Origin of the sequence: Velocimicrobium porci (genome assembly GCF_009696045.1) — a bacterium.
Taxonomy (GTDB): domain Bacteria; phylum Bacillota; class Clostridia; order Lachnospirales; family Lachnospiraceae; genus Velocimicrobium; species Velocimicrobium porci.
Map to the genome: position 1 here is coordinate 39845 of NZ_VUMT01000010.1, position 24934 is coordinate 64778.

General features: G+C 35.1%; 24 protein-coding genes. 3 read left to right on the forward strand and 21 right to left on the reverse strand.

All coding sequences use genetic code 11. The annotated features are described in order from the left end of the window. Nucleotides 1-182: 182 nt before the first annotated feature. The 4 genes from FYJ58_RS08105 to FYJ58_RS08120 form a co-directional block, all read right to left on the reverse strand. Nucleotides 183-2540, reverse strand: coding sequence for an InlB B-repeat-containing protein (locus FYJ58_RS08105; protein ID WP_154519240.1), 2358 nt, complete (start codon nt 2538-2540; stop codon nt 183-185). A 263-nt stretch (nt 2541-2803) separates the two neighbouring features. Then, nucleotides 2804-4510, reverse strand: a complete 1707-nt coding sequence (locus FYJ58_RS08110) for a methyl-accepting chemotaxis protein (protein ID WP_154519241.1) — start codon at nt 4508-4510, stop codon at nt 2804-2806. 502 nt (nt 4511-5012) lie between these two features. Beyond that, the gene (locus tag FYJ58_RS08115) at nt 5013-5237 is read right to left on the reverse strand and encodes an alpha/beta-type small acid-soluble spore protein (RefSeq protein ID WP_154519242.1); all 225 of its coding nucleotides are present in this window, start codon (nt 5235-5237) and stop codon (nt 5013-5015) included. 237 nt (nt 5238-5474) lie between these two features. Further along, nucleotides 5475-5738, reverse strand: coding sequence for a hypothetical protein (locus FYJ58_RS08120; RefSeq protein ID WP_154519243.1), 264 nt, complete (start codon nt 5736-5738; stop codon nt 5475-5477). A 209-nt stretch (nt 5739-5947) separates the two neighbouring features. Between FYJ58_RS08120 and FYJ58_RS08125 the strand changes: the two genes are divergently transcribed. Then, on the forward strand, nt 5948-6097 hold the full coding sequence (locus FYJ58_RS08125) for a hypothetical protein (RefSeq protein ID WP_154519244.1): 150 nt from the start codon (nt 5948-5950) through the stop codon (nt 6095-6097). Here the strand turns inward: FYJ58_RS08125 and FYJ58_RS08130 are convergent. After that, nucleotides 6094-7911 (reverse strand): helix-turn-helix domain-containing protein, encoded by a 1818-nt coding sequence (locus FYJ58_RS08130; protein WP_154519245.1) that lies wholly within the window; start codon nt 7909-7911, stop codon nt 6094-6096. The genes FYJ58_RS08125 and FYJ58_RS08130 overlap by 4 nt on opposite strands. 265 nt (nt 7912-8176) lie before the next feature. Here FYJ58_RS08130 and FYJ58_RS08135 point away from each other — a divergent pair, with 265 nt between their 5' ends. Continuing rightward, the gene (locus FYJ58_RS08135) at nt 8177-9496 is read left to right on the forward strand and encodes an alanine/glycine:cation symporter family protein (RefSeq protein ID WP_154519246.1); all 1320 of its coding nucleotides are present in this window, start codon (nt 8177-8179) and stop codon (nt 9494-9496) included. Here the strand turns inward: FYJ58_RS08135 and FYJ58_RS08140 are convergent. From FYJ58_RS08140 to FYJ58_RS08150, 3 genes are read right to left on the reverse strand one after another with little or no spacing between them, the layout of a single operon-like run. After that, a complete protein-coding gene (locus FYJ58_RS08140) occupies nt 9477-10031 on the reverse strand; it encodes a DJ-1 family glyoxalase III (RefSeq protein ID WP_154519247.1) in 555 nt (184 codons plus the stop codon). The two genes, FYJ58_RS08135 and FYJ58_RS08140, sit on opposite strands and share 20 nt — an antisense overlap. Before the next feature lie 20 nt (nt 10032-10051). Next, the gene (locus FYJ58_RS08145) at nt 10052-10861 is read right to left on the reverse strand and encodes an N-acetylmuramoyl-L-alanine amidase family protein (protein ID WP_154519295.1); all 810 of its coding nucleotides are present in this window, start codon (nt 10859-10861) and stop codon (nt 10052-10054) included. A 30-nt stretch (nt 10862-10891) separates the two neighbouring features. Beyond that, entirely contained in the window at nt 10892-11380 is a 489-nt protein-coding gene (locus tag FYJ58_RS08150) for a hypothetical protein (protein WP_154519248.1), read from the reverse strand. A gap of 343 nt (nt 11381-11723) precedes the next feature. Here FYJ58_RS08150 and FYJ58_RS08155 point away from each other — a divergent pair, with 343 nt between their 5' ends. Next, complete coding sequence (locus FYJ58_RS08155) at nt 11724-12848, forward strand: hypothetical protein (protein ID WP_154519249.1); 1125 nt, start codon at nt 11724-11726, stop codon at nt 12846-12848. 58 nt (nt 12849-12906) lie between these two features. Here FYJ58_RS08155 and FYJ58_RS08160 read toward each other — a convergent pair whose 3' ends face one another. The 13 genes from FYJ58_RS08160 to fliB form a co-directional block, all read right to left on the reverse strand. Beyond that, nucleotides 12907-14118, reverse strand: a complete 1212-nt coding sequence (locus FYJ58_RS08160) for an aspartate kinase (protein ID WP_154519250.1) — start codon at nt 14116-14118, stop codon at nt 12907-12909. A gap of 21 nt (nt 14119-14139) precedes the next feature. After that, a complete protein-coding gene (locus FYJ58_RS08165) occupies nt 14140-15342 on the reverse strand; it encodes a cofactor-independent phosphoglycerate mutase (RefSeq protein WP_154519296.1) in 1203 nt (400 codons plus the stop codon). A 61-nt stretch (nt 15343-15403) separates the two neighbouring features. Further along, a complete protein-coding gene (locus FYJ58_RS08170; protein ID WP_154519251.1) occupies nt 15404-16606 on the reverse strand; it encodes a homoserine dehydrogenase in 1203 nt (400 codons plus the stop codon). A gap of 18 nt (nt 16607-16624) precedes the next feature. Then, nucleotides 16625-17068: an ACT domain-containing protein gene (locus FYJ58_RS08175; protein WP_154519252.1), complete on the reverse strand. Its 444-nt coding sequence runs from the start codon at nt 17066-17068 to the stop codon at nt 16625-16627. 17 nt (nt 17069-17085) lie between these two features. Further along, on the reverse strand, nt 17086-18171 hold the full coding sequence (gene asd, locus FYJ58_RS08180) for an aspartate-semialdehyde dehydrogenase (RefSeq protein ID WP_154519253.1): 1086 nt from the start codon (nt 18169-18171) through the stop codon (nt 17086-17088). Between the two features lie 190 nt (nt 18172-18361). Next, nucleotides 18362-18802 (reverse strand): MerR family transcriptional regulator, encoded by a 441-nt coding sequence (locus FYJ58_RS08185; protein ID WP_154519254.1) that lies wholly within the window; start codon nt 18800-18802, stop codon nt 18362-18364. Between the two features lie 18 nt (nt 18803-18820). Beyond that, on the reverse strand, nt 18821-19795 hold the full coding sequence (dusB, locus tag FYJ58_RS08190) for a tRNA dihydrouridine synthase DusB (protein WP_154519255.1): 975 nt from the start codon (nt 19793-19795) through the stop codon (nt 18821-18823). A 290-nt stretch (nt 19796-20085) separates the two neighbouring features. After that, nucleotides 20086-20433 (reverse strand): DUF6145 family protein, encoded by a 348-nt coding sequence (locus FYJ58_RS08195; RefSeq protein ID WP_154519297.1) that lies wholly within the window; start codon nt 20431-20433, stop codon nt 20086-20088. Next, the gene (locus FYJ58_RS08200) at nt 20426-21406 is read right to left on the reverse strand and encodes a biotin--[acetyl-CoA-carboxylase] ligase (protein WP_154519256.1); all 981 of its coding nucleotides are present in this window, start codon (nt 21404-21406) and stop codon (nt 20426-20428) included. The genes FYJ58_RS08195 and FYJ58_RS08200 overlap by 8 nt, the downstream gene beginning before the upstream one ends. Before the next feature lie 26 nt (nt 21407-21432). After that, nucleotides 21433-21711 carry a hypothetical protein gene (locus tag FYJ58_RS08205; RefSeq protein WP_154519257.1) on the reverse strand — a complete coding sequence of 93 codons (279 nt, stop codon included), beginning with the start codon at nt 21709-21711 and terminating at the stop codon, nt 21433-21435. Between the two features lie 22 nt (nt 21712-21733). Next, the gene (locus FYJ58_RS08210; protein ID WP_154519258.1) at nt 21734-23098 is read right to left on the reverse strand and encodes a citrate/2-methylcitrate synthase; all 1365 of its coding nucleotides are present in this window, start codon (nt 23096-23098) and stop codon (nt 21734-21736) included. Between the two features lie 147 nt (nt 23099-23245). Beyond that, on the reverse strand, nt 23246-23590 hold the full coding sequence (locus FYJ58_RS08215; RefSeq protein ID WP_154519259.1) for a helix-turn-helix domain-containing protein: 345 nt from the start codon (nt 23588-23590) through the stop codon (nt 23246-23248). A gap of 121 nt (nt 23591-23711) precedes the next feature. Next, nucleotides 23712-24875, reverse strand: a complete 1164-nt coding sequence (gene fliB, locus FYJ58_RS08220) for a flagellin lysine-N-methylase (RefSeq protein ID WP_154519260.1) — start codon at nt 24873-24875, stop codon at nt 23712-23714. Between the last annotated feature and the right edge of the window lie 59 nt (nt 24876-24934).

The following is a 24934-nucleotide window of genomic DNA, read 5'->3' on the forward strand; positions in this document are numbered from 1 at the left end:
TTACGCAGTTTTATCCAAAAATATTTGATTTTCCCATATATTGTGACAAACCGTTTTATAAAAATCCCCAAATTGTAATAAGTCTCCACCCGGCTATTCTCCCAAAGAAGAACAGTCGGGCAAAGACCCCTTTTCCATAATAATCCTATTTCATAAAGGACTTTCATCTTTATTTACGATTGTTAATATAGGATCCCATAAACTCCTGTCTGATTTACATCTACTATCAGCATTCCCGTAGCGGAATCATAGTAAGATCCGGTCACCTTTTTTATTTTTCCTTTCTCGGTTATATACACACCACATACCTTATCTTTTTCCTCGTTATCCCTTAATGTATATGGTATCGATACAGATACAGTACCTTTTTCAAATTTCTTAACAGATTGTCCCTTCTTATTTGTGATGTCTATTTTGAAAACAAAATGCTTATTTACAACTTTAGATGTTGTCTCAGAAAGCATCGATGCAGGTATTTTTTCTATTTTAGTCACCGCTGTGGCACCTTCAACTTTTTCTATCTTTTTGAACACTTTCGGACTAATAGAAACTTGAATCCCATCCATTTCCATTTTTACTTCTTTTATATTGGAATTCAATAATTTTTTCTGGGCAGCTTCCGACCATTTAATAGAAAAAATATCTGCTTTACCAGCAGTTGTTACCTTAAATACAAGGGTAGTACTTTTTCCATTTTCAGAACAGCTATCTATTGCTTTTTGCACGCTCCCCTTTGTCACCGATACAGTAGCGGATTTATTTTTATCCATTTTTCCTTTTAAGACAACCATTGTCTTCTCTGTAGGATTTTCTTTGGAAACCGGAGCTTTTTCCTGATCTGAAATTGAACCTGACTCTGCATCCATGCCTGAGCCTGAACTTCCACCTGAGTCTGAACTTCCGCCTGAGCCTGAACTTCCACCTGAGCCTGAACTTCCGCCTGAGCCTGAACTTCCACCTGAGCCTGAACTTCCACCTGAGCCTTCATCTGACCCCGGAGATGGTTGAGGTTTTGGCGTTCCGCCTGAATCCGGTAAATTTATCTTTTCAAAAACAGCCGTAAGAACTCTATCTCCTGCAACTGTTATCTTATAGCAGTCATCTGTACTAATCTTTTCACCATTTTCCATCCAACAAACAAACTTATGACCTTCCTTAGCTTTTGCAATGACAACTACAGAAGAATTCTTTTTATAAACCCCGTCTCCTGTTACCGTCCCTCCGCTACTTTCTTTCGCAATCAAAGTGATTTTATGCTGCTTTTCCTCTGTATCATCCCCTTCTTCGATATCATTATTTTCCTTATAAGAATCAGGCGTCCAATGATTTCTTGCATCCTTATTTACTGTCTCATCCCTCCGTAATCCTTTTGTTTTCGTCTTTCCACCACCCGTACGTATATTTCTACCTTTCAGCACATTTGAATTGTCGAACATTCCACCGGAAGAAATATCCAAAACAAAATAGTCAGACTCCCCTGATAATTCATGATACATCTCTAATTTACTTACAGCTAATCCGCTGCTAGCCAAAAGTGATCCTGTAGGATGCCAGTTTATGTCCTCTGTTTCGACATCAATCAGCTTCATAAAATCTATTGTAAAATCATAAGCATCGTATGCAAACTTCTCCTGAAAATCCTCAATGCTTGTATACTTTTGATTTGTTTGTCTGCAAATAGCCTGACTGAGAGAATATCCATCCTCCACGTCCAGCACAATTGCATCTAATCCCTTTATAATGTTATCACTTGTAATACTGGCGGTTTCACCACCTGCAATATGCCCCAAATAAAGTACCGCAATATACCCCTGTGCATATTGCTCATACCCGAGGTAGTAAAATTCACTCAGCCATTGTTTGATTTTCTCCTCTCTGGGCTCTCGGAAATACAAATCATTAGTCAGCTTTCCACACCACTCAAGCCCACCACCTACGGTTTGGGCTATCCCCTCATAAAACCAACCTGGGAATCTGTCTACGGTTTCATTATATGTATTGGTCCAGTATCCGTCTCCGAGCATCCCGGTGGTAGTGACATCAAACATAACCGCATGCATCATCTCATGGGCAATGGATCCATACAATTCCCCATATTTGGCATCTGCATCTACTTTTCCTTCCTTGGTTGCCGTTAATGTTGCCATATTAATGCTAAGCTTATATTCTATGCCGTTGGAAGTAACCAATGCTAAGGCCGCCCCTTTCACATCGCGATTATAAAACTCTAATCCAATCTTCATGCCTTCCACAGTAGGCTTTGCAAATGAAAACTTCTCTGTTATTCCACTCAAAATCCTCGGAACATACTCCTTTTGCAAATCTAGGGCAAATTCTTTTAACGCCTCTGGGGTAAATTTCCCATTACTTTCAGATGCCCACTTCTTATAAAGCTCATCATTTAGAATGTCCTCTTCCTGCACATTGGCAATATCTGGATTGCCACCTTCCAAATTGTCTGCATTTGCTGTAACCGGTGTTATTACCAAAACCGTGCTCAGACAAAACAGAGCAAATAAAACCTGTTTTATTCTTCTCATAACCCTCTTTACCATCCTTTCCAGACGCTCTTTTTTTGTCCAGTTGCAAACTAAAAATCATTATTAAACTAATAAGTTTTAAAAAATAGTATAATTGGAACAATTATACCTTAAACTCTTTAAAAAGTCAATTTTTTATTTAAGGTGGTTCCTACCATAATTCCAACCAAAACAAAAGCAGTGCATACCGTCAGCTTTTTTACTGACAGTAATACACTGCTTCATCGTATTAAGTAATATTTTTTTACTCGTTATAAATGACGCTATCTTTCTCTCAAAATAAACTTTCCAACCAACTCACTCATAGATATTGCCTGTGCAGCTAACTCTTCACTCGTTGCAGATGACTCTTCTGCTGTTGCGGAATTGGACTGAATTACCTCTGAAATCTGATTTACACCAAGTTCTGCCTGCTCCATGGCGTTTGCCTGTTTTTCAGAAATTTCACTCAATTGTTTCGAAGAATCAGCAATTGATTTGATACCTTCCACAACTTCTTCAATTGAAGTTGCCGCACGCTCCGCTGCTTTATTTCCTTCTGCAATTTCCTGAAGTGAACCTTCTATTAACTCTCTGGTATCAATAGCAGATTGTGCACTTTGCTCAGCAAGCTTACGAATCTGATCCGCTACAACGGCAAAGCCTTTTCCTGCCTCACCTGCTCTTGCCGCTTCAATTGCTGCATTTAAAGACAAAAGATTCGTTTGACTTGCAATATCTTCAATTTCAGAAATAATATTTTCAATCTTTTGCGAAGCATCATTAATTCGATCCATCGCCGTTACCATTGCTTTCATTTCTCCACGACTATTATCTGCCTCTTCCGCATATTTTTTCGCCTGTTCGTAAGATTTTTCTACATGTTCTGCTGTTTCGTGAACTGCATTTGTTATATTGGCAATCGTTGCCTGAAGTTCTTCTACAGAGGCTGCCTGATCTGTTGCGCCCTCTGCCAATGCCTGTGCTGCCTCTGCCATATTATTAGATCCTGCCGATACCTGACTGGAAGCATCGTTAATTTGATGCAATGTTTCACTCATCTGGCGGTTCATTTTTCTCATTGCCTCTTTTAATATTCCAAACTCACCAACATATTTTTCTTCAATTTTTGTATTGACTGAATAATCGCCTTCAGCCATTGCTCCTAATAATTCACCTGCATCTTTTATAATTGCTGACAAATCAATTGCCATCTGTCTTGCTTCTTTTGCCATATCCGCAACTTCATCATCTGTAGTTACTTTTGGAAAAGGTGTAGTTAAATCACCCTGGGCAAATTCTTTTAACCGTGCTGACAATTCTCCCAATGGATTGGCAATGCCCTCTGCAATCGAGTCACCTAATTTAGTAGAAATAACTACTGCAATTGCGATAATAATGATAATTAAAATAAGTAATATGATTCTTAATATTCCTAATGAATGACTTAATTCATTTCCTTTATCAACTTTTAATTCAAGTAACTTTTCCATGTTTTCATAAAGTTCATCATACATAGGAGAAAGTTCTTCCATTGCTATCTTCTGAGCCTGACGACTTTTCTCTTTGTCATTTGTGACACCTGCTGAAATAACTTCATCATCTTTTTTCCAATATTCATCTAATTCGGATGCAACATTATTATATGCTTCCTCCACTTCTTTTGATACTAATGTTTTCTTAATTGCCTCAAAGTACTCTTCAAATTTTTCCTTTTTCGCATCATGTGTCTGCAAAACTTCCTGAATCGCATCAGCATCATCATATCCAATAACCGCACGTGTTGCACTTCTGGTATCTGCAAAAGTTACCATTGCTTTTCCGATATCCCCTTGTGCGAAACCATAGTTTTGTAGTGCATATGCATATCTGCTAGATATAATTATCATTGCAATACAGCCAACCACTGCTGCTACACTCGCAATTGCCGACACCATAATAAAGCCAGTAGTCAATCTCTTTTTTATTCTCATCTTCTTAAAATTAATCATTGCTCTACGCTTCCTTTCTTTTTACTTACACCCAAGATACCTTTTCCAGTCCACATTAACTTCATAAAACTAATCTTTTCCCACAATAATTTCAGAGAATCCATTAAACCAATTCGCAATGCAGCAAGTAATAAAATCTAATTTAGCACAAATAGTTGTTTGCTATATAGATAATTTCTTTTTTCAATCCTCCTTTTTCTTTTTGTGTAGTTTTATTATTACTATCATAGTTATATATTTTCATTTTACCTTTCTTGATTTCTAAAGTCAATCCCACAAATAAATATTTACAGTTAATACTGTTTTATTTTATCATTTATTACTTCAAAAATATATTTTTTCGTTGTTTTCTTCCTATTCTTCATTTTTACATCAATATAACTTTCTTTTTAACAATATTTTTATGTTTTATATATAATTCTATGAAATTAATTTTTTACATGCAAAAAACCAGAAAGAGCTTTACTTTCTCCTTCTGGCTTTTTAACGTCTTATTAATAAATTAGTTTGTTCCAGATTGTCCGGACATAGATTCTTCCTGACGTTTAATCATCTGACGAACCATTTCTCCACCTACAGAACCTGTCTGTTTACTTGTTAAATCTCCATTATAACCTTGTTTTAATGGTACACCAATTTCAGATGCTACTTCCATTTTGAAACGATCCATTGCTTCTTTTGCTTGTGGTACTTCCATTCTATTGGATCCGCTGTTGTTACTTGCCATAATTCTTTACCTCCGTAAACATATTGTTTATTGTATTTGATAAGAAATAAAAGTTATTACTGTCATTGCTTTTCACCTCTGTTGCCTGACAGCGAATTGTTTTTATTGCTTATCTTGGTATTATTATGTTCCGGTTCCATTATTTTATGTTGGTAATTTTTGCAAATATATAGCACTAACAACAGCTCTCTATCTTCTACTTTCTACCCCATCTTATCTACCTTATCTTCTCGTTTGCTATTTAAACGGTATCAATAATCTTTCATCAATAAATTTTCGAAACGCAATCAAATATTGCTCTTGATTTTCTACACTCATATTTCTAATATGCTCATCAACTTCACTTACTTTTAAGCACTCTTTCTCCCCTATTAGTTCCAAAAATTTTAATATGTAATCATCTACCTCCAGCTTTGCCAAATCATCAGGCATGGATACTACATACTTTTTGTTCTCCATTTCTATTACCTTTATCGGCTTCGCTACTAGATAACTTTCCATCCTCACCCACTCCTTTTTCTTTTTTTAACATTACCAACAAATTGTTCTGTATAAGCTTTTTCTATAATACAATATAGGGTAAGTAAAAACCATGACGTTTTTGGAGAATATAAAAATATAGCATGTCAATGTTCTCCAAAAACGTCATGGTTTTTTTATTTATTCTTAACTATAATGACCCGTAGATTAGATTACTTGGAGGTATAAACATGAAAAATTTTAGAAATGATTTTGTTAAAATTACTGCTGTGTTATTACTAATTAGTATCATTGGAATCACAGCATTTAATCACATTAATGTAGCACATTGTGATATTCAAGTATGTAGCATTCTTAAAGAATCTCTTGAATCATATTAATACCAAATTTCATCAGAATTATATTTTTGTTCAAAATATTTTTTGATAGTTTCTTTATCATCAATATTTTGCATTAAATCGCTTAAATAAAAAGCTTGTCGAAAATACTTTATGCACCTTTCCTTATCACTGGCATGTTCTAATGAACATGCTTTATTAGTTAAAAAAGCTCCCAATCTGTTTCCTCTTCCACACTTCAGGTCTAATTTAATGCCTTTATCACAAATTTCAATCGCACTATTAATTTCTTGTTCTTCTTCTAAATAAGCCGATAAATTAATCATTACCAAAGCACACATACTATAATGATACATAACATCTATCTTACTATTTTCATAGCTTTTTAATACATCTTTTAATATTTGTATAGCTTTCTTACGATTTCCTAAATTTTTATAAATAACCGCAATTTGATTCAAAATAACCGTTTCTTGCCTTGACAATGTACGATAAATTCCATTTTCATAGTCCTCAAACGTATATGATAATGCCTCTAAAATTTTTTCTAAAGCTTCTTGCCGAGATATTTTCCCTAAAATATGATTTAGCACAACTTCTGTTGACAAAATAAATTGCTTATTTTCAACAATGGAACAATCCATCTTCTCTCTTAATGAATTAAAAATATTGTATGCCTCTTCATACTGATGCCTAGCTATATGTTTACTAAGATTTCTCTTTTGTTCATAAACTTCAAATTCGTTTGCACTAATATAGCTACTATAAATGCTTTTTTCTATTCCCAATTTATTCATTATTGCATTAAAGTTTCTACGACTAGGCGCTCTTTTTCCAGACTCAATTCTTGATAAAGTTTCCGGGCTACAAATACTTTCACTCAATTGTTCTTGTGTCTTCCCACTATTTATTCTTTCATATCTTATAATTTCATTGCATAAAAACAATTCTGATTGAGTATTAACTAACAAAATGCTACTTTTTCTTTCATTCATTACCATTCCATACTCACTATAAACTTCCAAAAGATTTTCTCTTTGTCTTTCAATTTTATTTGCCAGTTTCAACTTCCCTTGTTTTTTTAGAACCATAGAATATATATTCATTAATTCCTCTAAGTAATTAATAACCCCATTTTTTGTCAGTAAATCAATTGCCTTCTCACATATTTTAACCGTTTCTTCATAACGCTCATTTTTCCAAAGTAAATTTGCGAGCAAGTACGCACATCTAGGATAAACTTTAACTTTCTCTTCTTCATCTGAATACTTTGTTTCCAAATAAATATATAGTTTTATTAATAGCTTAATTGCCTTTTTCTCACATCCAATTTTAGAATAGTTTTGTGCTAAGATTAATAGTATCTGAACTTCTTCAATTCCTAATAAGAAGTTAATTTTATCTTCTTCTTCCCAGTTTGGCATAGTCATTTCTGCTGCCTGTTTTAACAGATAAATACTTTTCCCCACGTTATGCTCCATCTCATCTGCTAAAACAGCTTCTATCTTATATACATATTGGCGTTGTAAGATATCTTTACATTCTTTTCGCTTTTTATAATCTTCTAATTTATTTTTTGCCTTCTCAAAATCATATTTTATAATGTCACGCTCAATTGCTCTTCGTTGACAAAAAAGCATATATTCTTTTTCTGATAGTATGGTTTCCAATTTATCTGGTGATTTTCCCAGTCTTTGAAGAAGGGCATCTAACAAAAGTTTATCGGGAATCCGCTCTCCTAATTCAATTCTTGATAACGTTCTATTTGTACAAAGTCCTCTACACAAATCTTTTTGAGATATATGCATTCTCTTTCTAAGTGTTAAGATGATGCTCCCTACATTATCTTTATTCATTCTTCCTAACCTCTCTCTAACTAACTAGAATTTTTCTGTCGTATTTCATAAGCACCCAACAGATTCGCATCAATAACAAATTAACACCTTAAGATAGTATCTTTCTATAATTATATCATTTCTACATTCTTTTTCAAGAAATCTTAATAATACTTCACGAAAACATTATTTCCTTTTATTTATATATTTGTTTTCATGCTTTTCTTCTAAAAAATTCTTTTTCCACATATGTATAAAGTAATCATTTATAAATTGGATGAATCTTATGCTCAATTTCTTTCGTTCGCTTAATTCCATTTTATGGGGAATTCCACTATTAGTCACTCTACTTGGAACACATCTTTTCTTTACACTCCATCTTGGTTTCGTACAGAAAAAAACATTTCATGCAATTAAACTTTCTATCACTCCCGAAGAAAATAATTCAAACGGACTTAGCGGTTTTGGTGTTTTAGCTACTACTTTAGCTGCTACCTTAGGAACCGGTAATATCGTTGGTGTTTCGACTGCTATCTTTTTTGGCGGTGCTGGTGCAGTATTTTGGTGTTGGCTTACAGGTATTCTCGGTATGGCAACTTCTTATGGAGAATGCTATCTTTCTATGCGTTATCGTAGAAAAACATCATCCAATACTTACTATGGTGGTCCTATGTATGTTTTAGAAGATGGACTACATAAAAAGGGACTTGCACGTTTCTATAGCTTTTGTGTTCTTCTTTCTTCAATTGGTGTTGGATGTACTACACAATCGAATTCTATTGCAGAAACTGTAACCTACCTTTGGAACTTTTCTCCTACAATTATTGGAATTCTCGCTTCTGTCTTAGTAGGATTAGTAATTATAGGAGGTTTTTCTTCCATTGAATCTTTTTGCATTAAACTTGTACCTTCTATGGGATTTCTTTATCTTGCCGGATGTATGATTCTTCTTATCATAAATTACAAATTTTTACCGGCAAGCATCACCATAATATTAAAACAGGCTTTTTCCTTAAAAGCTGCAGGCTCTGGAATTGCAGGTGGTATTTTAAATGCTTCTATAAAAGCAGCCGCACGTTATGGCATCGCCAGAGGACTATTCACAAATGAGGCAGGAATTGGTTCCGCCGCAATTGCCGCCGCTGGCAGTCATACAGAAAATATTGAACGACAAGCTCTAATTTCTATGACTGCAACATTTTGGGATACGGTTGTAATGTGTGCGATTACCGGACTCGTTATTATCAGCAATATTCTCCGTTATCCAGAATCTGTTATTGGAATGTCTGGCGGCAATCTTACCCATGCTGCATTTGAATCTATTCCTTATATCGGTGCTCCCCTATTGGGTGTGTGCCTTATTTTATTTGCGTTCGCCACCTTAATCGGCTGGTCTTATTTTGGACAGCAGGCATTTCTTTATTTATTCCCAAAAAAACACCTAGGAATTTATCAGACCTTTTATCTGGTCATGATTTTCCTAGGTGCGGTGTTATCCCTTGATCTTGTATGGGAAATAACCGATACTATTAATTTCTTTATGGTTATTCCTAATTTAATCTCACTTTATGCTTTAAAACATGAGATTAAACCACCTTGTACATAATTGACTTTCTGATTTTCTCTGCCTTTTCTGTCCCTTTAAAATGGGACACAATTGTCAAACCAAATTCAATTGCAGTTCCAAGACCACGACTTGTAATCACATTTCCGTCTTGGACTGCTTCCCAAGTTCCAACTTCTGCACCTTTTAAATGTTCTTCGAAACCAGGGTAACATACTGCTTTTTTTCCTTCTAAAATACCATTTTCACCAAGAACCATCGGTGCCGCACAGATTGCTCCCAGCATTTTTCCTTCTCTATGAAATTCAAGTAACTTCTGTTTTAATCCTTCATGCTCAAGCAAATGTTTTGTGCCTGGCATTCCGCCCGGAAGCACAATCATATCTGCATGCTCAAAGTCTACGTCTTCAAACTTCATATCCGCTTTTACCACTACTCCATGAGAACTTTGTACCATAAGACTTTCTTCTATTGAAACCATCTTTATATCCATGTCTGCCCGACGTAATAAATCTACTACCGTAAGACCTTCTACTTCTTCAAAGCCTTCAGCTAAAAATAAATACACTATTTCCATTTTAATTCTCCATTTATCATTTATTTATAATAGTTATCCACACCATTGGCAATTCCCTGCACCATTTTATCTTGACCTTTTTTTGTCTGCATATAAATATCGTCCTGTTTATTGGTCATAAATCCCATCTCAAGGACAATAACAGGGACTTTACTCCAATTTGTTCCCGTCAAATCATCTCGTACTATTTTCCCACGATTTTTCATTCCAGTCTTCGTGCAATAAGACTTTATAACCGATTCTGCAAGCTTTTTACTCTTTGTGCTGATTTTAGAACAATATTTATTTTCCTTGGACGGGTATAACACACTCGCACCTGAAACCGAAGTACTATTGCTCCCATCTGCATGAAGCCGGATACAAATATCCGCTTTCGCTTTATTTATTTTTTCTGCACGCTCTTTGTTACTAATATCCACATCATTTTTTGTCCTAGTCATAACTACATCATAACCACGATTTAACAATTCTTTCTTCAGTTTTTTAGCAATTGAAAGAGTCAGTTTATACTCTGGAACTTTTGTATATAAACCGGTCGTACCTCCTGCAACTTTTGCTTTTTTTACTTTCGCACCAGGTCCGATTGCTTCCAAAGAAGAATTGCCAACCATCTGATGCCCTGGGTCAATTCCAATCAACTTTTTTGCTTTTTTCTTCTTAGTTCTTATTACCTTAGAACTTTTTTCTATTGTGTGTTTCGTTCTTGTTTGCACTGGTTTATTTTCTGCTTCTGATATATTAGCAGACAAAAGCACAACAATAAACAATAAAAAACAGATGCTACATCTTTTATTCCATTTTTTATATTTTTTCCTGTCTTTTCTGTACATCACTTTGCTTTTTTACCCGTCCTTTCACTTTTAAGCAACCAAATCTACATTTTTTCCTTTTAAGAAACTTCCTTCTATTGTTTTTCTTCCCTGATCATATGGATTGGACGAATATTTCATTGTCGTAGTCGTTGTCCCACCTGCAACATAAGACTTACCACACTCAGGGCATACGGCCACTTTTAATGAAACGGAAGCGGAAATTAATTCTTTCCCAGGTGTACTCCCTTCGCTTTCTGCATTTGCAACATGCTCTTGTTCATGAGAACGCACAACCGCACCAGAAGCTTCTGGTGAAATATAACCGGGTGCTTTAAACGATACATTTCCTTCATCTGAACCATCTACATATCGTCTTGCTTTACAGGTCTGACACTCTGTTTCTTTCGTCTTATCAATTTCATTTGTTCCTTCTTTACCTGTAACTCTGTTCACTCCCTGTACTCTGTTAACCGGTTCTACCTGATACTGTGGATACAAATAATTTAATTGCCCATCGGCTCCAATTCCTGCTAGCATAAAGATCCTCCTTTCCAAACTCTTTATCCTTATAATTCCTTATGACTGATTTGTTTCAAATTCATTTTATTAATCAACTATATTTTACCACATATTTATTTGAAATTCTATTGCTTATAGTTTCAATTTATTATTAAGCAATTCATTTTATTGTTATTTTCACTGAATATTTTGCTATTTACTTCTGTTTTTGTTAAATATATTGACATTCTCATAGCTTATATGATAACATTTCCTTACAAATATAGGAAATGACGGTAAATCCCCTAAAAAATTCAAGATACTTTTAGGTGCTTCGTTTTTTACATCTATTCAAAAATAAAACTATACTAAGGAGTATTTCATGCATACAAAAAAATCGTTTTTAACAATATTTTCTTTTATCATTTTTTTAATATACTTCACATTTTTCGGTATACTAACCCCATTTTTAACTTCTGTTCCGTTAAAGAACGGGGGTTTTAAAACTTTTTCTTCGAAAAATGACTTGTATAAAATGGTTGATAATTTTTATAATCAATTAAATTCATCAGAGGATTTTGATCTTTTAACATCATTTAATCAAGCTATTGAAGTGACAGATTTTAAAGGTGACAATAACTTTTATTATAACTCGGAAGAATTTATTGAAAAGCACACACCTTTAAATGTTAACATAAAGTCTTTACAACTTAATCAGAAAGCTTACCACTTTTATAAGATAGAAATTGACAACGGTATTGAAATACCTTGGGATGATATTTCATACAAAGACAAGCATATTCCTGTTTTATTAGGTCCTGATTATAAAAAATATTATCATTATGGAGATATTATCAAAGGCAATTATTACAGTAAAGATGTGGATTTTGAAGTTATTGGTTTTTTAAAAGATGGCTGTTCTATAAAGTACAAAAATATATCTGATCTTAATTTAGATACATATATGCTTATTCCATATCCTCCAAGCCTTTGGGAGGTTAACGATGATTTTCAATTTGAATCCTTATTGTATTTTGCTATGGTAAACTGTGATATTGTACCTTTTGTTAGTGAAACACAGATTTTAAAAGATATAAAGGAAATAGCAAACCAAACAGGTTTTACAAACTTTTCTTTCGTAGGAATTGACAATTTTCAAATACAAAATATAGAGTTACTCCTATTCATACAAGAGCATCAAAAAATTTTTATTTTTAGTATGATAGCTATCTTCATTTTAATAAACATAATAGGTATTAAAATTTTCCGCCTTATTTTTAAAGCAAACTATACGAACTCTACAAAAAAACAAAAAAAGTATCGCTATATAAGAATTTTTACTTTCCATATCATTATTCCTTATGGAATTGCATTTCTTCTAAGCGTATTTCTTTCTGTAGCTTTTTTAAAAAAAATATTACCTATCAGCATCCTTTTAGAAATAATGACTTTATTACTAACATACATTATTATTTATGTTTTTAGTCAAAAAGCACTACCGCAATAATAGAAATCTCCTAAAGCAGATTATTGTTATATACCATATCTGTTTTAGGAGATTAAATTTACTTACTTAATGCAAATGCTTCATGTACTGCATTCATGGCTGTTTCTACGAATTTTTCGTCAATCAGTACGGTTACACGAATCTCTGATGTGGAAATCTGTTTGATGTTTACGTTTGCATCATATAGTGCTTCAAACATTTTAGCTGCAACACCTGCATTTGTCATCATTCCGGCACCTACTACAGATACCTTCGCAACATTTTTCTCTAATTCTACTCTGGAACATTTCAAGCTTCCTGTACGGTGTCTTTCAATAATTTTTACGGCCTCTTCGGCAACATCTTCCGCAACGGTAAAGCTGATATCTTTTGTTCCATTTCTTCCAACTGATTGAAGAATAATATCTACATTAATACCATGGTTTGCTAAATGATTAAATAATTTAAACGCAACACCAGGTCTGTCTTCCAGTTCTATCACTGCTATTCTTGCTGTATTTCTGTCACAGGCAACTCCGCTCACTAGCAATTCTTCCATTTTTACTACCTCCTTAACAACCGTTCCTTCTTTATTATTCAAACTGGAACGTACAATTAACTGCACGCCATATTTTTTTGCCATCTCCACGGAACGGTTATGCAGTACACCAGCCCCAAGAGAAGAAAGCTCAAGCATTTCATCATATGTAATTTCATCAATTTTTCTGGCAGTAGGTACAATTCTTGGATCTGCTGTATAGACGCCATCGACATCTGTATAAATCTCACAGGCATCTGCACGTAATGCAGCAGCTAATGCAACCGCTGTAGTATCAGAGCCGCCCCGACCTAGTGTAGTATAATCATCGTATTTATTAATTCCCTGAAATCCTGTTACAATTACTATTTTCTTATTAGAAAGTTCGTGCTTGATTCGGTCGGTATCAATTCTTTTTAATCTGGCATTTCCATAAGTTGAAGTTGTATTCATTGCAACCTGAAATGCATTCAGTGATATCGCCGGAACTCCAAGTGAATCCATCGCCATTGCCATCAGTGAAACAGAAGTCTGTTCTCCTGTTGTGAGAAGCATATCTAACTCCCTCTTTGACGCATTCGGATTGATTTCTCTTGCTTTTGCTAAAAGTTCATCTGTTGTCTTACCCATAGCAGATAATACAACAACAACCTGATTTCCCTTTTTATAATCTTCAATACATCGTCTGGCTACGTTAAAAATTCTATCTTTATCACCTACCGATGTACCGCCGAATTTCTTAACTATTAGCATAATTTCCTCCTATATTGCCCGTTATCCCTCAAATAGTCTTTCTATCAGAGTATAACCCTCTTCTATATAGTTACCGCTGTTTTCTGCCTCTTTTTCATTATAGTCCCAGTCCTTTTTTATGGTTTCGGCACTGGAATATAGCATATATGGTACAGAACCGGCTGTATGTGTACGAATTGCAATCGGAGTTGGATGATCCGGTAATACTAATAGCCGATATGGCAGACCGGACTGGTTCATCTTCTCTACAACCGGTTTTATTATTCTCTGATCTAAGTATTCAATCGAAAGAACTTTGTTTTTAATATTACCTTGATGTCCCATCTCATCTGGGGCTTCAACATGAATATATGCAAAGTCGCAATCTTCTTGTAATAGAGCTTTGACCGCTGCATTCGCTTTCCCTTCATAATTCGTATGAAGAGTTCCATCTGCACCTTCTACTTTAATCACCTTCATACCAGCACCGACAGCAATTCCTTTTAATAAATCAACAGCTGAAATCATAGCTCCCTTTTTTTGAAATTTACTTTCAAAGGAATCAAGTGCAGGCTTTGTGCCTGCTCCCCAAAACCAAAGGGAATTGGCTTTATGAAGTCCTTTGCTTTCCCGTTCCAGATTAATTGGATGATTCTTTAATATCTCAAAACTTTTCTCCATCATTACCTTTAGCTTTTCTTCTGTTGGAAGATACGCACCAATTTTTTTCGTCAAGATATCATGCGGAGGTGTAAGTGGTATAACCTTACCATGATCCCATATTGTCAAATGGCGGTAACTAGTTCCAGTATAAAATGAAAACTCTTCATTTTCCAGTCCTTTTTTAACTGCTTCAATTAAAATTCGGGCTTCTTCTGTCGATATTTCACTTGCACTGTGATCAATCATTGTCCTCTGTTCGTATGGGACATCTTCTTCTGATAATGTAACAATGTTACAGCGCAATGCAATATCGGTATCCTTCATTGGCACGCCGATACTCAATGCTTCCAATGGTGAGCGACCTGTATAGTACTTTCTGGGATTATAGCCCATTACAGCAAGATTTGCCGTATCACTTCCCGGACTCATCCCTTCTGGAATTGTATGTACCATCCCAATCTCCGAATATTTCGATAACTGATCCATCATTGGTGTCTTTGCATAGGCAAGCGGAGTCTTTCCTCCCAGCATTTCAATTTGATCATCTGCCATGCCATCTCCAAGTACAATAATATATTTCATATCATTCACCCTTGTTCCCCTTTTCTATGTTGACCACACTTATAATTTTCCAGTTTCTTATTTAGAACGCCACACGAATCATATTTCGAATAATTAGATTTTCTGCTTTTTCTTTGTACTCGCGTTCTGTCATTTCTCCTGTTATAAATCCAAAATCACCATATACACCTGCATCAATAGTTTCAATTGCACCAAATACCTCTCTTGCTTTATCTTCCTCTTCTTTTGGAATACGGACAAAATAACGATGGACAGAGTCATTTATATCTGCAAGCTCCAATGGTTTACTGCTCCAAATCTGCATAATGTTTATTCCCAAATGTTTTACTGCATCTACTACGTCTGAAACTACAGCACTGGCAGTTGGAAGTTTTCCAGCTCCTGCTCCATAGAACATAACATCCCCTAACAAATTTCCTTTTACAAAGATGCCATTGAACACATCATTTACACTATATAATGGATTGGTACTATTTATCATAACCGGAGAAATCATTGCAAAAACTTTATTATCAACTTTTTTACTTGTACCAAACATTTTGATAACTGCACCGGCTTCTTTCGCATAACGGATATCAACATCGGTTATTTTTGTAATTCCTTCTGTATAGATATCTTCAAAATTCACATGCATTCCATATGCCAATGAAGTAAGAATTGCAATCTTTCTGCAGGCATCATACCCTTCTATGTCAGCTTCCGGATTTCTCTCTGCATACCCTTTTTCCTGTGCATCTTTTAATGCGGTTTCAAAGCCAACCCCTTCTTGGCTCATCTTAGTAAGGATATAATTCGTTGTTCCGTTTAAAATACCTGTAATTTCCTGAATCTCATCAGCTGTCAAAGATTGATTTAAAGGACGGATAATTGGTATTCCGCCTCCTACACTTGCTTCAAATAAAAAGTTTACTTTATTCTTTTTCGCAACCTCTAATAACTCTGCACCATGTGATGCAACAAGTTCCTTATTGGAAGTACAAACGCTCTTCCCCTTTAAAAGAGCTTCCTTCACAAATTCATAAGCTGGGTTTACTCCTCCCATAGTTTCTACCACAATTTTCACTTCCGGGTCGTTAACTATTAAGCTATAATCATGAACGACTTTTTCTTGAATTGGATCCCCTTCAAAGTCTTTCAAATCTAACACATATTTTACATTAATTTCTTGACCGGCACGTTTGGCAATGCTTTCTTTATTCGTATTTAATACTTCAACTACACCGCTTCCAACTGTGCCATATCCTAATACGCTGATTTGTATCATTACTACCCTCCTAGTTCATTACTCTCTTGCTAATATTTTAAGGGAATGAATCCCCCTAATGCTCTCAATTGCATCTAACATTACCATCACATCCACTGTTGTTGGAAGAATTTCCACACTGATTGTCACAGGTGCAATCCCATTGATTGGAATACTTTGGTTAATTGTCAGTACATTTGCCCCGTCTTTTGCAATCTCATTTAATACCATAGAAAGCAAGCCTGGCTGATCTGCCATCTGAAGCATAAATGTAATTGTTTTTCCTTTCGCAGTATCATGAAATGGTACTATATCATCTTTATATTTATAATAAGAACTTCGGCTGATTCCAACCGCATCCGCAGCATCCTGAACGGTCATTGTTTTATCAGACTCTAAGATGCGGTTAACCTCCACCACTCTTACTAATACGTCAGGAAGTGCTTTTCGTTTTACAATAAAGTATTTATCCTTATCGTGCATCTTTTCACTCCATTTTCTTATTTTTTCGCAATGTAACCTTGTGCTTTCAATAACTCGGCACAAAGAATTGCTCCACCTGCTGCTCCGCGAACTGTGTTATGGGAAAGTCCAACAAATTTATAATCGTATACTGTATCTTCTCTAAGACGTCCCATTGAAACTCCCATACCACGCTCAAAATCCCGATCTAAGACAACCTGTGGACGATTATCCTCTTCTAAATATTGAATAAACTGCTTTGGCGCACTTGGAAGGTTCAATTCCTGTGGAAGACCTTTAAAATTCACCCAGCGGTCGATTATTTCTTCTTTGGTAGGTTTCTTTTCAAATGAAACAAAAACTGCTGCCGTATGTCCATCTAATACCGGAACACGAATACATTGGGTTGTAATCAATGGTCCGTCCGCTTTTTTAATTTCACCATTTTCAACTTTTCCCCATAATTTCAATGGTTCCTGTTCACTCTTTTCTTCTTCTCCAGCAATATATGGGATAATATTTCCTTCCATTTCAGGCCAATCCTTAAATGTCTTTCCGGCTCCTGAGATAGCCTGGTATGTAGTCGCAACTACAACTTTTGGCTTAAATTCCATCAGAGCTGTTAAAGCCGGTGCATAGCTTTGAATAGAGCAGTTTGGTTTTACAGCAATAAATCCTTTTTTTGTGCCTAAACGTTTCTTTTGAGCTTCAATTATCTCAAAATGTTCCGGGTTAATTTCCGGTACAACCATTGGAACATCTTTTGTCCATCTGTGAGCACTATTGTTGGAAACAACCGGTGTTTCCGTCTTTGCGTATTTTTCTTCAATTGCTTTTATTTCTTCCTTTGTCATATCAACTGCACTGAATACAAAATCTACTAAAGAAGCAACCTCTTCTACATCATTTACATTTTTTACTATTAATTTTTTCACTGCCTCTGGCATTGGGCTATCCATCTTCCAGCGATTTCCAACTGCTTCTTCATAGGACTTTCCGGCACTTCGCTGACTTGCGGCAACCAATGTCACTTCAAACCAAGGATGATTTTCTAATAAAGATATAAATCTCTGACCAACCATTCCTGTTCCACCAAGAATACCAACTTTTAACTTCTCACTCATATCTCTACTCCTATCTGCGTTTTTATGTTCAATCAAAATTACTTACGCGTTTTCCTACGAAAGACATTTGTCTTATTAGGAAATATAGTACACTTTTTTTTATAAAAATACAATAAGAATTTACTCTAAATTTCTTTTTTGTTAATATTATATATTGTACTGTCTTTTTTATGCGGTCATTTGTCTATTTTTACTTTAGCTCTTTACCAAGGAAACGCATTTTTCCTATCGCAGGCCTTGTTGGTTTCTCACCAACCTGAAATTCATCAAATTCCAGTTCTTTTTTTAATGCAGCTGACATTTTATGTGCACATTCCGAACAAAATCGTCCGGAACGAATATCCTGTCCACATTTCTCACATTTAATGAAAATAGGTGAATTATTTGGTATCTCAAGGCGTCCTGCTTTTAAATATTCTGTAATCTGATGAATGGGAACTCCGGTTGCCTCCTCTACCTCAATCATTGTTGCTCCCGGATTCGCATAAATATAATTTTTTACCCAATCAAATTCTCTTGCTTCTGCCTCTCTACATCTTGGACAAATCGCATGGCCAATTCCACTGTAAACAAATAAACCTCTGCAACGCATACAAGTTCTTAGATTTAATTCTCTTTTTTCTTCATCCATTCATTCACACCTCTTCCTTCACTGTATAGCATTTGCTTTTTCTCCATATGTTTCTAATAAGAAAGTCAATTCATCTAAGTTTTCTATCTCATTTACTTTATTTCTCAGTTTGGAAGAACCTGGATACCCCGCAGTATACCATGCAACATGCTTGCGCATTTCACGTATACCAGTATACTCCCCTTTCCACTCAATTTGCAATTTTGCATGACGCAATATCATATCAATCACTTCATTGATGGCAGGCTTCTCAATTATTGTTCCATTATCAAGATATTCTTTTATTTGTCGAAATATCCATGGATTTCCTCTTGCTGCTCTTGCAATCATAAGCCCATCACAGCCTGTATACGATAACATACGCTCGGCGTCCTGAGGTGTTGCAATATCTCCATTGCCAATCACCGGAACCGACACACTTTGTTTGACCCGTCGTATAATATCCCAGTCCGCTTTTCCTGCATAATATTGCTCTCTTGTTCTTCCATGCACCGCTATTGCCGAAGCTCCCCCCTGCTCTGCCGCTTTTGCAGCCTCCACTGCACTGCAGTCATCCTTTGAAAAGCCTTTTCTTATTTTAACCGTTACAGGTTTTTGAATCGCTTTTACAATGGAAGATACGATTTCTTCAATCAAACTAGGATTTTTTAATAAAGCAGACCCTTCTCCATTATTTACTACCTTAGGTACCGGACAACCCATATTTATATCTAATATATCAAAATTACGTTCTTCTATCTTCTTTGCCATCTCACTCATAATATATGGGTCACTGCCAAAAAGTTGAAGTGCAACCGGTCTCTCTTTTTCATCAATTGAAATAAGTGCTTCTGTATTTTTATTATTATACATGATTCCTTTCGCACTTACCATCTCTGTGTATAAAAGATCTACTCCCTGCTCTTTACATAATAATCGAAATGGCAAATCTGTTACACCTGCCATAGGACCTAATGAAAGTATTCCATTTATTTTTACATTTCCTATTTGCATAATTCTTACTCCAATTCCACAATTCGTAAATTTTACTTTTATTTAATTACTCTTAGATTTCTTTATGAAATCTATCTAGTTATATGTGCTTAAATAGAAAAAGGAAAATCGCCCACAAAGTGTTTGACCCCTATATGGCACAAAATAATTACCCTAACCGGTCAAGACACTGGTAGTATTTTTACATCTTTTTTCTTGTCTAAATAGATGAGCAACTACCCTGTACACGATTTTTCCCTCGTTTTATTATAACACATTTTTTCCTTCGAAACAATTTTTGTATCTTCCCATTACTCTTCCTCTAACAATTCCGAAACATCTTCATTTAAGAAAAATGCCTTATAATATAATTCTAATGCCTCTAACAATTCTTTTTTTTCATTTTGCAGCTGTTTCACCTTCAATACGCTTCCAATCTCGTCAAATAACAAATCACCTTCATCAGCTGTTACATTAAATAACAAATTGCCGTCTTCGTCGAACTCTAATGTAAGGATTCCTCCTACATCTGCCGTATAAAGAACACACATAATCTGTAACTCTTCTTTTATTGATTCCGGCAACCTTTGAAATTGTTCATTTAAATAATATTTTTCTTCATAGGCGCTTGATGCACACAATACAACATTCTCAAACATAACCATATATACCTCTTACTGATACCTCTCCAGACATAACTGTCCGAATTCCTTTTTCAGTCTGTACCAGAAGTTCTCCTTTCTCATTAATTCCTTTCGCAATTCCTTCAAATGAAGTCTGTTTTTCTTGTACAACTACTTTATTCTCTATATTAATAAGCATTTGATTATATTCTGTTAAAAGCAACCGCAAATCCTGATTTAAGGTAAATTGCTCATAATAAAATTCCAAATACTCCATTATTTTCTCTATTATCCGGCTTCTTTTATAAGTTTTATGACTTTCTATAAAAAGAGAAGTTGCCCGCTCCGAAATCTCCTCTGGGAAGTCCTTTGTATTAACATTAATACCAATTCCTATTACTACATAGTGAATATAGTCCAATTCTGAACTCATCTCGGTCAGAATTCCACATACTTTCTTTCCATTTACTACGATATCATTTGGCCATTTAATATAAGATTCCAAACCGGTCTGCTCCCTAATTACCCTGTTTACTGCAAGGGCTGTAACTAAAGTGAGCATGGAAGCATTATATGGGGAGATATCCGGTTTTAATACGAGCGACATCCATATTCCGGTTCCTTTTGGCGAGCTCCAGCTTCTTCCCCTTCTCCCCTTTCCATTCGTCTGTTTTTCCGCTGTTACTAAATAACCATGATTGGCAATGCCCTGTTCTGCCAGCTTTTTTGCCTGAACATTCGTAGAATCCATCTCTTCCTTATAATATACTTCATGTCCAAACACTCTTCCTTCCAGTTCACTCTCAAGTTCTTCTCCTGTAACAATGTCAGGGCATTTTTCTAAATGATATCCACGATTGGATACCGAGTCAATCTGATAACCCTCTTCTTTCAATTGATTCATTATCTTCCAAATGGCAGTTCTCGACACTTGAAGCCGATTACATAACTCCTGACCTGAAAGATATCCTTCTTCCCTTTTCAATAATCGAAGAATTTCACTTTTCATTTTCTCTTCCTTCTTTTACTTTGTAATCACAACAAATTTAATATATATATGCCAATTATTAAAATACAGGCTCCCACTGTCATCAATGCCATTCCGGTTCCTCTAGTTCTCTTGCTTTGATAGCGCTTTATTCCATTTCCTATATTCATAAAGCCGGACAACAAAATCATGAGTCCTATCACAATCTTGTTGCCCGGGAACATACAAAACAGAACAACTGTAACAATAAGAACCAGTCCTAATAATACATTTAACACATCTATAATCAGATGGTTCTCTTTTATTATCTTGACCAGCTTTTTCATATTCGCTTCTGTCCTCCGTCTTTTAACGTTCCTCCATTGGAACATAATTTTTGTGTTTTGCCACCGCTTTATAAGCAGGACGAATAATCTTACCTTCATTAATCAGCTCTTCCAAACGGTGTGCACTCCAGCCCGCAATTCTTGCAATTGCAAAAATCGGAGTATATAACTCAAATGGAAGTCCTAACATATTATACACAAAACCACTATAAAAATCCACATTTGCACTAACACCTTTATAAATCTTACGCTCACTTGCAATTACTTCCGGTGCCAAACGCTCTACCATGGAATATAGGCTAAATTCCTTTTCAAATCCTTTTTCTACCGACAGCTTCTCCACAAATCCCTTTAAAATATTCGCTCTAGGGTCTGAAATAGAGTATACAGCATGCCCCATTCCATAAATCAGTCCTTTTTTATCAAAAGCTTTTTTATTTAAAATGTCAGTCAGATACTGCCTTACTTCCTCTTCATCTTCCCAATCTTTGATTGTATCTTTCATGTCTTCAAACATCCGCATAACTTTAATATTGGCACCACCATGCTTTGGTCCTTTTAAAGAACCAAGTGACGCAGCAACTGCAGAATACGTATCTGTTCCCGAAGAAGTTACAACATGCGTTGTAAAGGTCGAGTTATTACCTCCACCATGTTCCGCATGAAGTACCAATGCAAGGTCTAAAATCTTGGCTTCTAACTCTGTATACTTACTATCCGGCCGTAAAATATGCAAAATATTTTCTGCCGTAGATAAGCCCTCCACCGGCTGATGAATAAAAAGACTATTTCCATCGTGATAGTGGCTATATGCCTGATAACCATAGACGGAAAGGAGTGGAAATAAAGCAATTAACTGAAGACATTGCCTTAACACATTCTCAATCGAAGTATCATCCGCTTTTTCATCATACGAATACAGCGTCAGGACACTTCTTGCCAAAGTATTCATCATGTCCCGACTTGGTGCTTTCATAATAATGTCTCTTACAAAACTTGTAGGAAGTTCCTTTCTATATTGGGAAAGTAAATGATTTAATGTATCTAATTCTTCCTTTGTTGGCAATTTCCCAAACAAAAGTAAAAATACCGTTTCCTCAAATCCAAAACGTTTTTCCCGAATAAATCCCTGTACAATTTCCTCAATATCAACCCCTTGATAATACAGCTTTCCTTCTGTAGGAACAATGTCCCTGTCGACCATAATATGCGAACGAATCTCCGATACTTCTGTCAAACCCGTCAGTACACCTTGTCCACTGACATCACGAAGTCCCCTTTTTACTTCGTATTTGCCATATAATTCAGGATTAATTGCAAGACTTTCTTTACATTTTACAGCCAGTTCTTTAATCTCTGGTTCAATTGCCGAATATTCTTTTGCCATAAATTATTTGCTCCCTTCTTTTACTTGAGACCCTCTTATCTCAAATTATAAACACAAGTATATCATAAAAGAAACAAAAGACACAAGATAAAATCTTGTGTCTTTCCATTTAACTGTCCGACTACAGGAATATAAATAACAAATTCTTTAGTGCACCTGTTTTTTCCTGTTATCCAAAGCTGCAAATACAGATTGAATTATATCAACAGCCATCTGTTTTTCTTCTTTCGAACGTTCATTCACTAACTGAAGCCATAGTTTATTTGTATTCTCTTCCTTATTTGTCATTGATTCTGATAATAAATAATCAATCGAAATTCCTAACCGTTTTGTAAGGATTTCTAAATTATCTAATGTAAGGCTTCTCTCACCACGCTCGATTTGTCCTATATATGCTGTTGATAAATTCACCTCTTTCCCTAGTTTTTCCTGAGTAAGGTGGAGCTTTAGACGCTCGTCCCGGATTTTTTTTCCAAAGATGATGTAGTTCATGTGAGTTTCCTCCTAACGGTTATATTATTAAAAATAGGCATTGCGGTGTAGTAGAGTTAACTAGAAACCACCTTGTAGTCTGTAGTTCTGCAGAAAATACTCTAAAACACTTATCTACAAACTAAATAATACAAAGCATTAACAAACTAGCCGTGCAAGTAAAATCATTCTCTTGCATTGACTTGTAAAATGCTTCTTTTTCACTACTATGCCCAATTGATCTATCACTATAAGTAATCATCAATTCATAATCAGACTGTGGCAATACCCCTCCTTTTTCTTTCCAAATGGACAGCGCTAATAATTGAATCTGCGCAAACTCAAATACTTTTAGAATAATATTCTTTCCAAATTTGTCTTTCTCTAACGAAATCCAATCATGAAACAAAGTATAAACAAAATAATTTTCAAAAACCTGCCCATACTTTGTTCTAAAATATTCAGAAAATACCTGCAAATCACAAACAAAGCTTTCTGGATTTTTACTCCATAATTTTATATTTTGTTTTAATCCAAAATCCGTTTCCATCAGCTTTTTTTCCATTAAAGTTGTAACCCATTTATCAAGCCATATCATAAATTTGCAAAGCACCTTTACTTTTTCTTTATAATTTTTAGCTATTTCTTCTCCCTTAAAAAAAATAGTAGCACGATTTGTTTCATTTTCATAAAATGCTAGTAATTCCTCTACGTTTTCTCTGCTAAATGTATTATTTGCAAATAACTTTTTTATTTTATATAACAGCTGAAGCATAATAATCATTTTACCAGTAAAAAAATTACCTTTATATTCTTGAAATAGATCAATCAAATTCGTTCTAACTAACGATAACGTATCATATAAAGTATAATCAATTGAATTAATTGCTTCTTTTACATCAGTTTCACCAAAATCAAAAACTATCTTTTCTTTTCGAAATAAATATTTTGCAACAACAGGACAAACCAGTTCTACCGTTTGTTCTACAATATCTCCAAAAATTCTTCTATTCCTTGGAAATTCTGTGCAAGTGTTTGATAAATATTGCTCTCCACATTCTCGTACCATATGACACCAGCCATCTTCTGTAAGAAGCGAGCAATACCCATTTTTCTCTTTCATCTTTTTATTTCCTTTATCAATCGAAGCTACAATCGTATCTCGAAAGGGGTGGTCTAACTTCTCATATTGTTCTATTTCCTTCTCTGTTAAATCAATCGACCAGCTTGTGCAACAACAAGTAAGAGGACATTCTCCACCAATACAGCTAAAATCGTCCCACCAATCCATATTCAAAACTTTCATGTCGCCTATCTCCTTATATCCTTTATCAGATTCCATTCTAAAAGTTTAATACTTTCTTA

Coding starts and splice junctions, on each gene's coding strand:
- FYJ58_RS08195 (WP_154519297.1), bottom strand. CDS start 20,433: ATGTTTGAGAATGTTGTATTGTGTGCATCAAGCGCCTATGAAGAAAAA.
- FYJ58_RS08155 (WP_154519249.1), top strand. CDS start 11,724: ATGCATACAAAAAAATCGTTTTTAACAATATTTTCTTTTATCATTTTT.
- FYJ58_RS08140 (WP_154519247.1), bottom strand. CDS start 10,031: ATGGAAATAGTGTATTTATTTTTAGCTGAAGGCTTTGAAGAAGTAGAA.
- FYJ58_RS08110 (WP_154519241.1), bottom strand. CDS start 4,510: ATGATTAATTTTAAGAAGATGAGAATAAAAAAGAGATTGACTACTGGC.
- FYJ58_RS08185 (WP_154519254.1), bottom strand. CDS start 18,802: ATGGATGAAGAAAAAAGAGAATTAAATCTAAGAACTTGTATGCGTTGC.
- FYJ58_RS08175 (WP_154519252.1), bottom strand. CDS start 17,068: ATGCACGATAAGGATAAATACTTTATTGTAAAACGAAAAGCACTTCCT.
- FYJ58_RS08200 (WP_154519256.1), bottom strand. CDS start 21,406: ATGAAAAGTGAAATTCTTCGATTATTGAAAAGGGAAGAAGGATATCTT.
- FYJ58_RS08205 (WP_154519257.1), bottom strand. CDS start 21,711: ATGAAAAAGCTGGTCAAGATAATAAAAGAGAACCATCTGATTATAGAT.
- FYJ58_RS08120 (WP_154519243.1), bottom strand. CDS start 5,738: ATGGAAAGTTATCTAGTAGCGAAGCCGATAAAGGTAATAGAAATGGAG.
- FYJ58_RS08115 (WP_154519242.1), bottom strand. CDS start 5,237: ATGGCAAGTAACAACAGCGGATCCAATAGAATGGAAGTACCACAAGCA.
- asd (WP_154519253.1), bottom strand. CDS start 18,171: ATGAGTGAGAAGTTAAAAGTTGGTATTCTTGGTGGAACAGGAATGGTT.
- FYJ58_RS08105 (WP_154519240.1), bottom strand. CDS start 2,540: ATGAGAAGAATAAAACAGGTTTTATTTGCTCTGTTTTGTCTGAGCACG.
- FYJ58_RS08145 (WP_154519295.1), bottom strand. CDS start 10,861: ATGTACAGAAAAGACAGGAAAAAATATAAAAAATGGAATAAAAGATGT.
- FYJ58_RS08170 (WP_154519251.1), bottom strand. CDS start 16,606: ATGATACAAATCAGCGTATTAGGATATGGCACAGTTGGAAGCGGTGTA.
- FYJ58_RS08135 (WP_154519246.1), top strand. CDS start 8,177: ATGCTCAATTTCTTTCGTTCGCTTAATTCCATTTTATGGGGAATTCCA.
- FYJ58_RS08150 (WP_154519248.1), bottom strand. CDS start 11,380: ATGCTAGCAGGAATTGGAGCCGATGGGCAATTAAATTATTTGTATCCA.
- FYJ58_RS08130 (WP_154519245.1), bottom strand. CDS start 7,911: ATGAATAAAGATAATGTAGGGAGCATCATCTTAACACTTAGAAAGAGA.
- FYJ58_RS08215 (WP_154519259.1), bottom strand. CDS start 23,590: ATGAACTACATCATCTTTGGAAAAAAAATCCGGGACGAGCGTCTAAAG.
- dusB (WP_154519255.1), bottom strand. CDS start 19,795: ATGCAAATAGGAAATGTAAAAATAAATGGAATACTTTCATTAGGTCCT.
- FYJ58_RS08165 (WP_154519296.1), bottom strand. CDS start 15,342: ATGAAATATATTATTGTACTTGGAGATGGCATGGCAGATGATCAAATT.
- FYJ58_RS08125 (WP_154519244.1), top strand. CDS start 5,948: ATGAAAAATTTTAGAAATGATTTTGTTAAAATTACTGCTGTGTTATTA.
- fliB (WP_154519260.1), bottom strand. CDS start 24,875: ATGAAAGTTTTGAATATGGATTGGTGGGACGATTTTAGCTGTATTGGT.
- FYJ58_RS08210 (WP_154519258.1), bottom strand. CDS start 23,098: ATGGCAAAAGAATATTCGGCAATTGAACCAGAGATTAAAGAACTGGCT.
- FYJ58_RS08160 (WP_154519250.1), bottom strand. CDS start 14,118: ATGCTAATAGTTAAGAAATTCGGCGGTACATCGGTAGGTGATAAAGAT.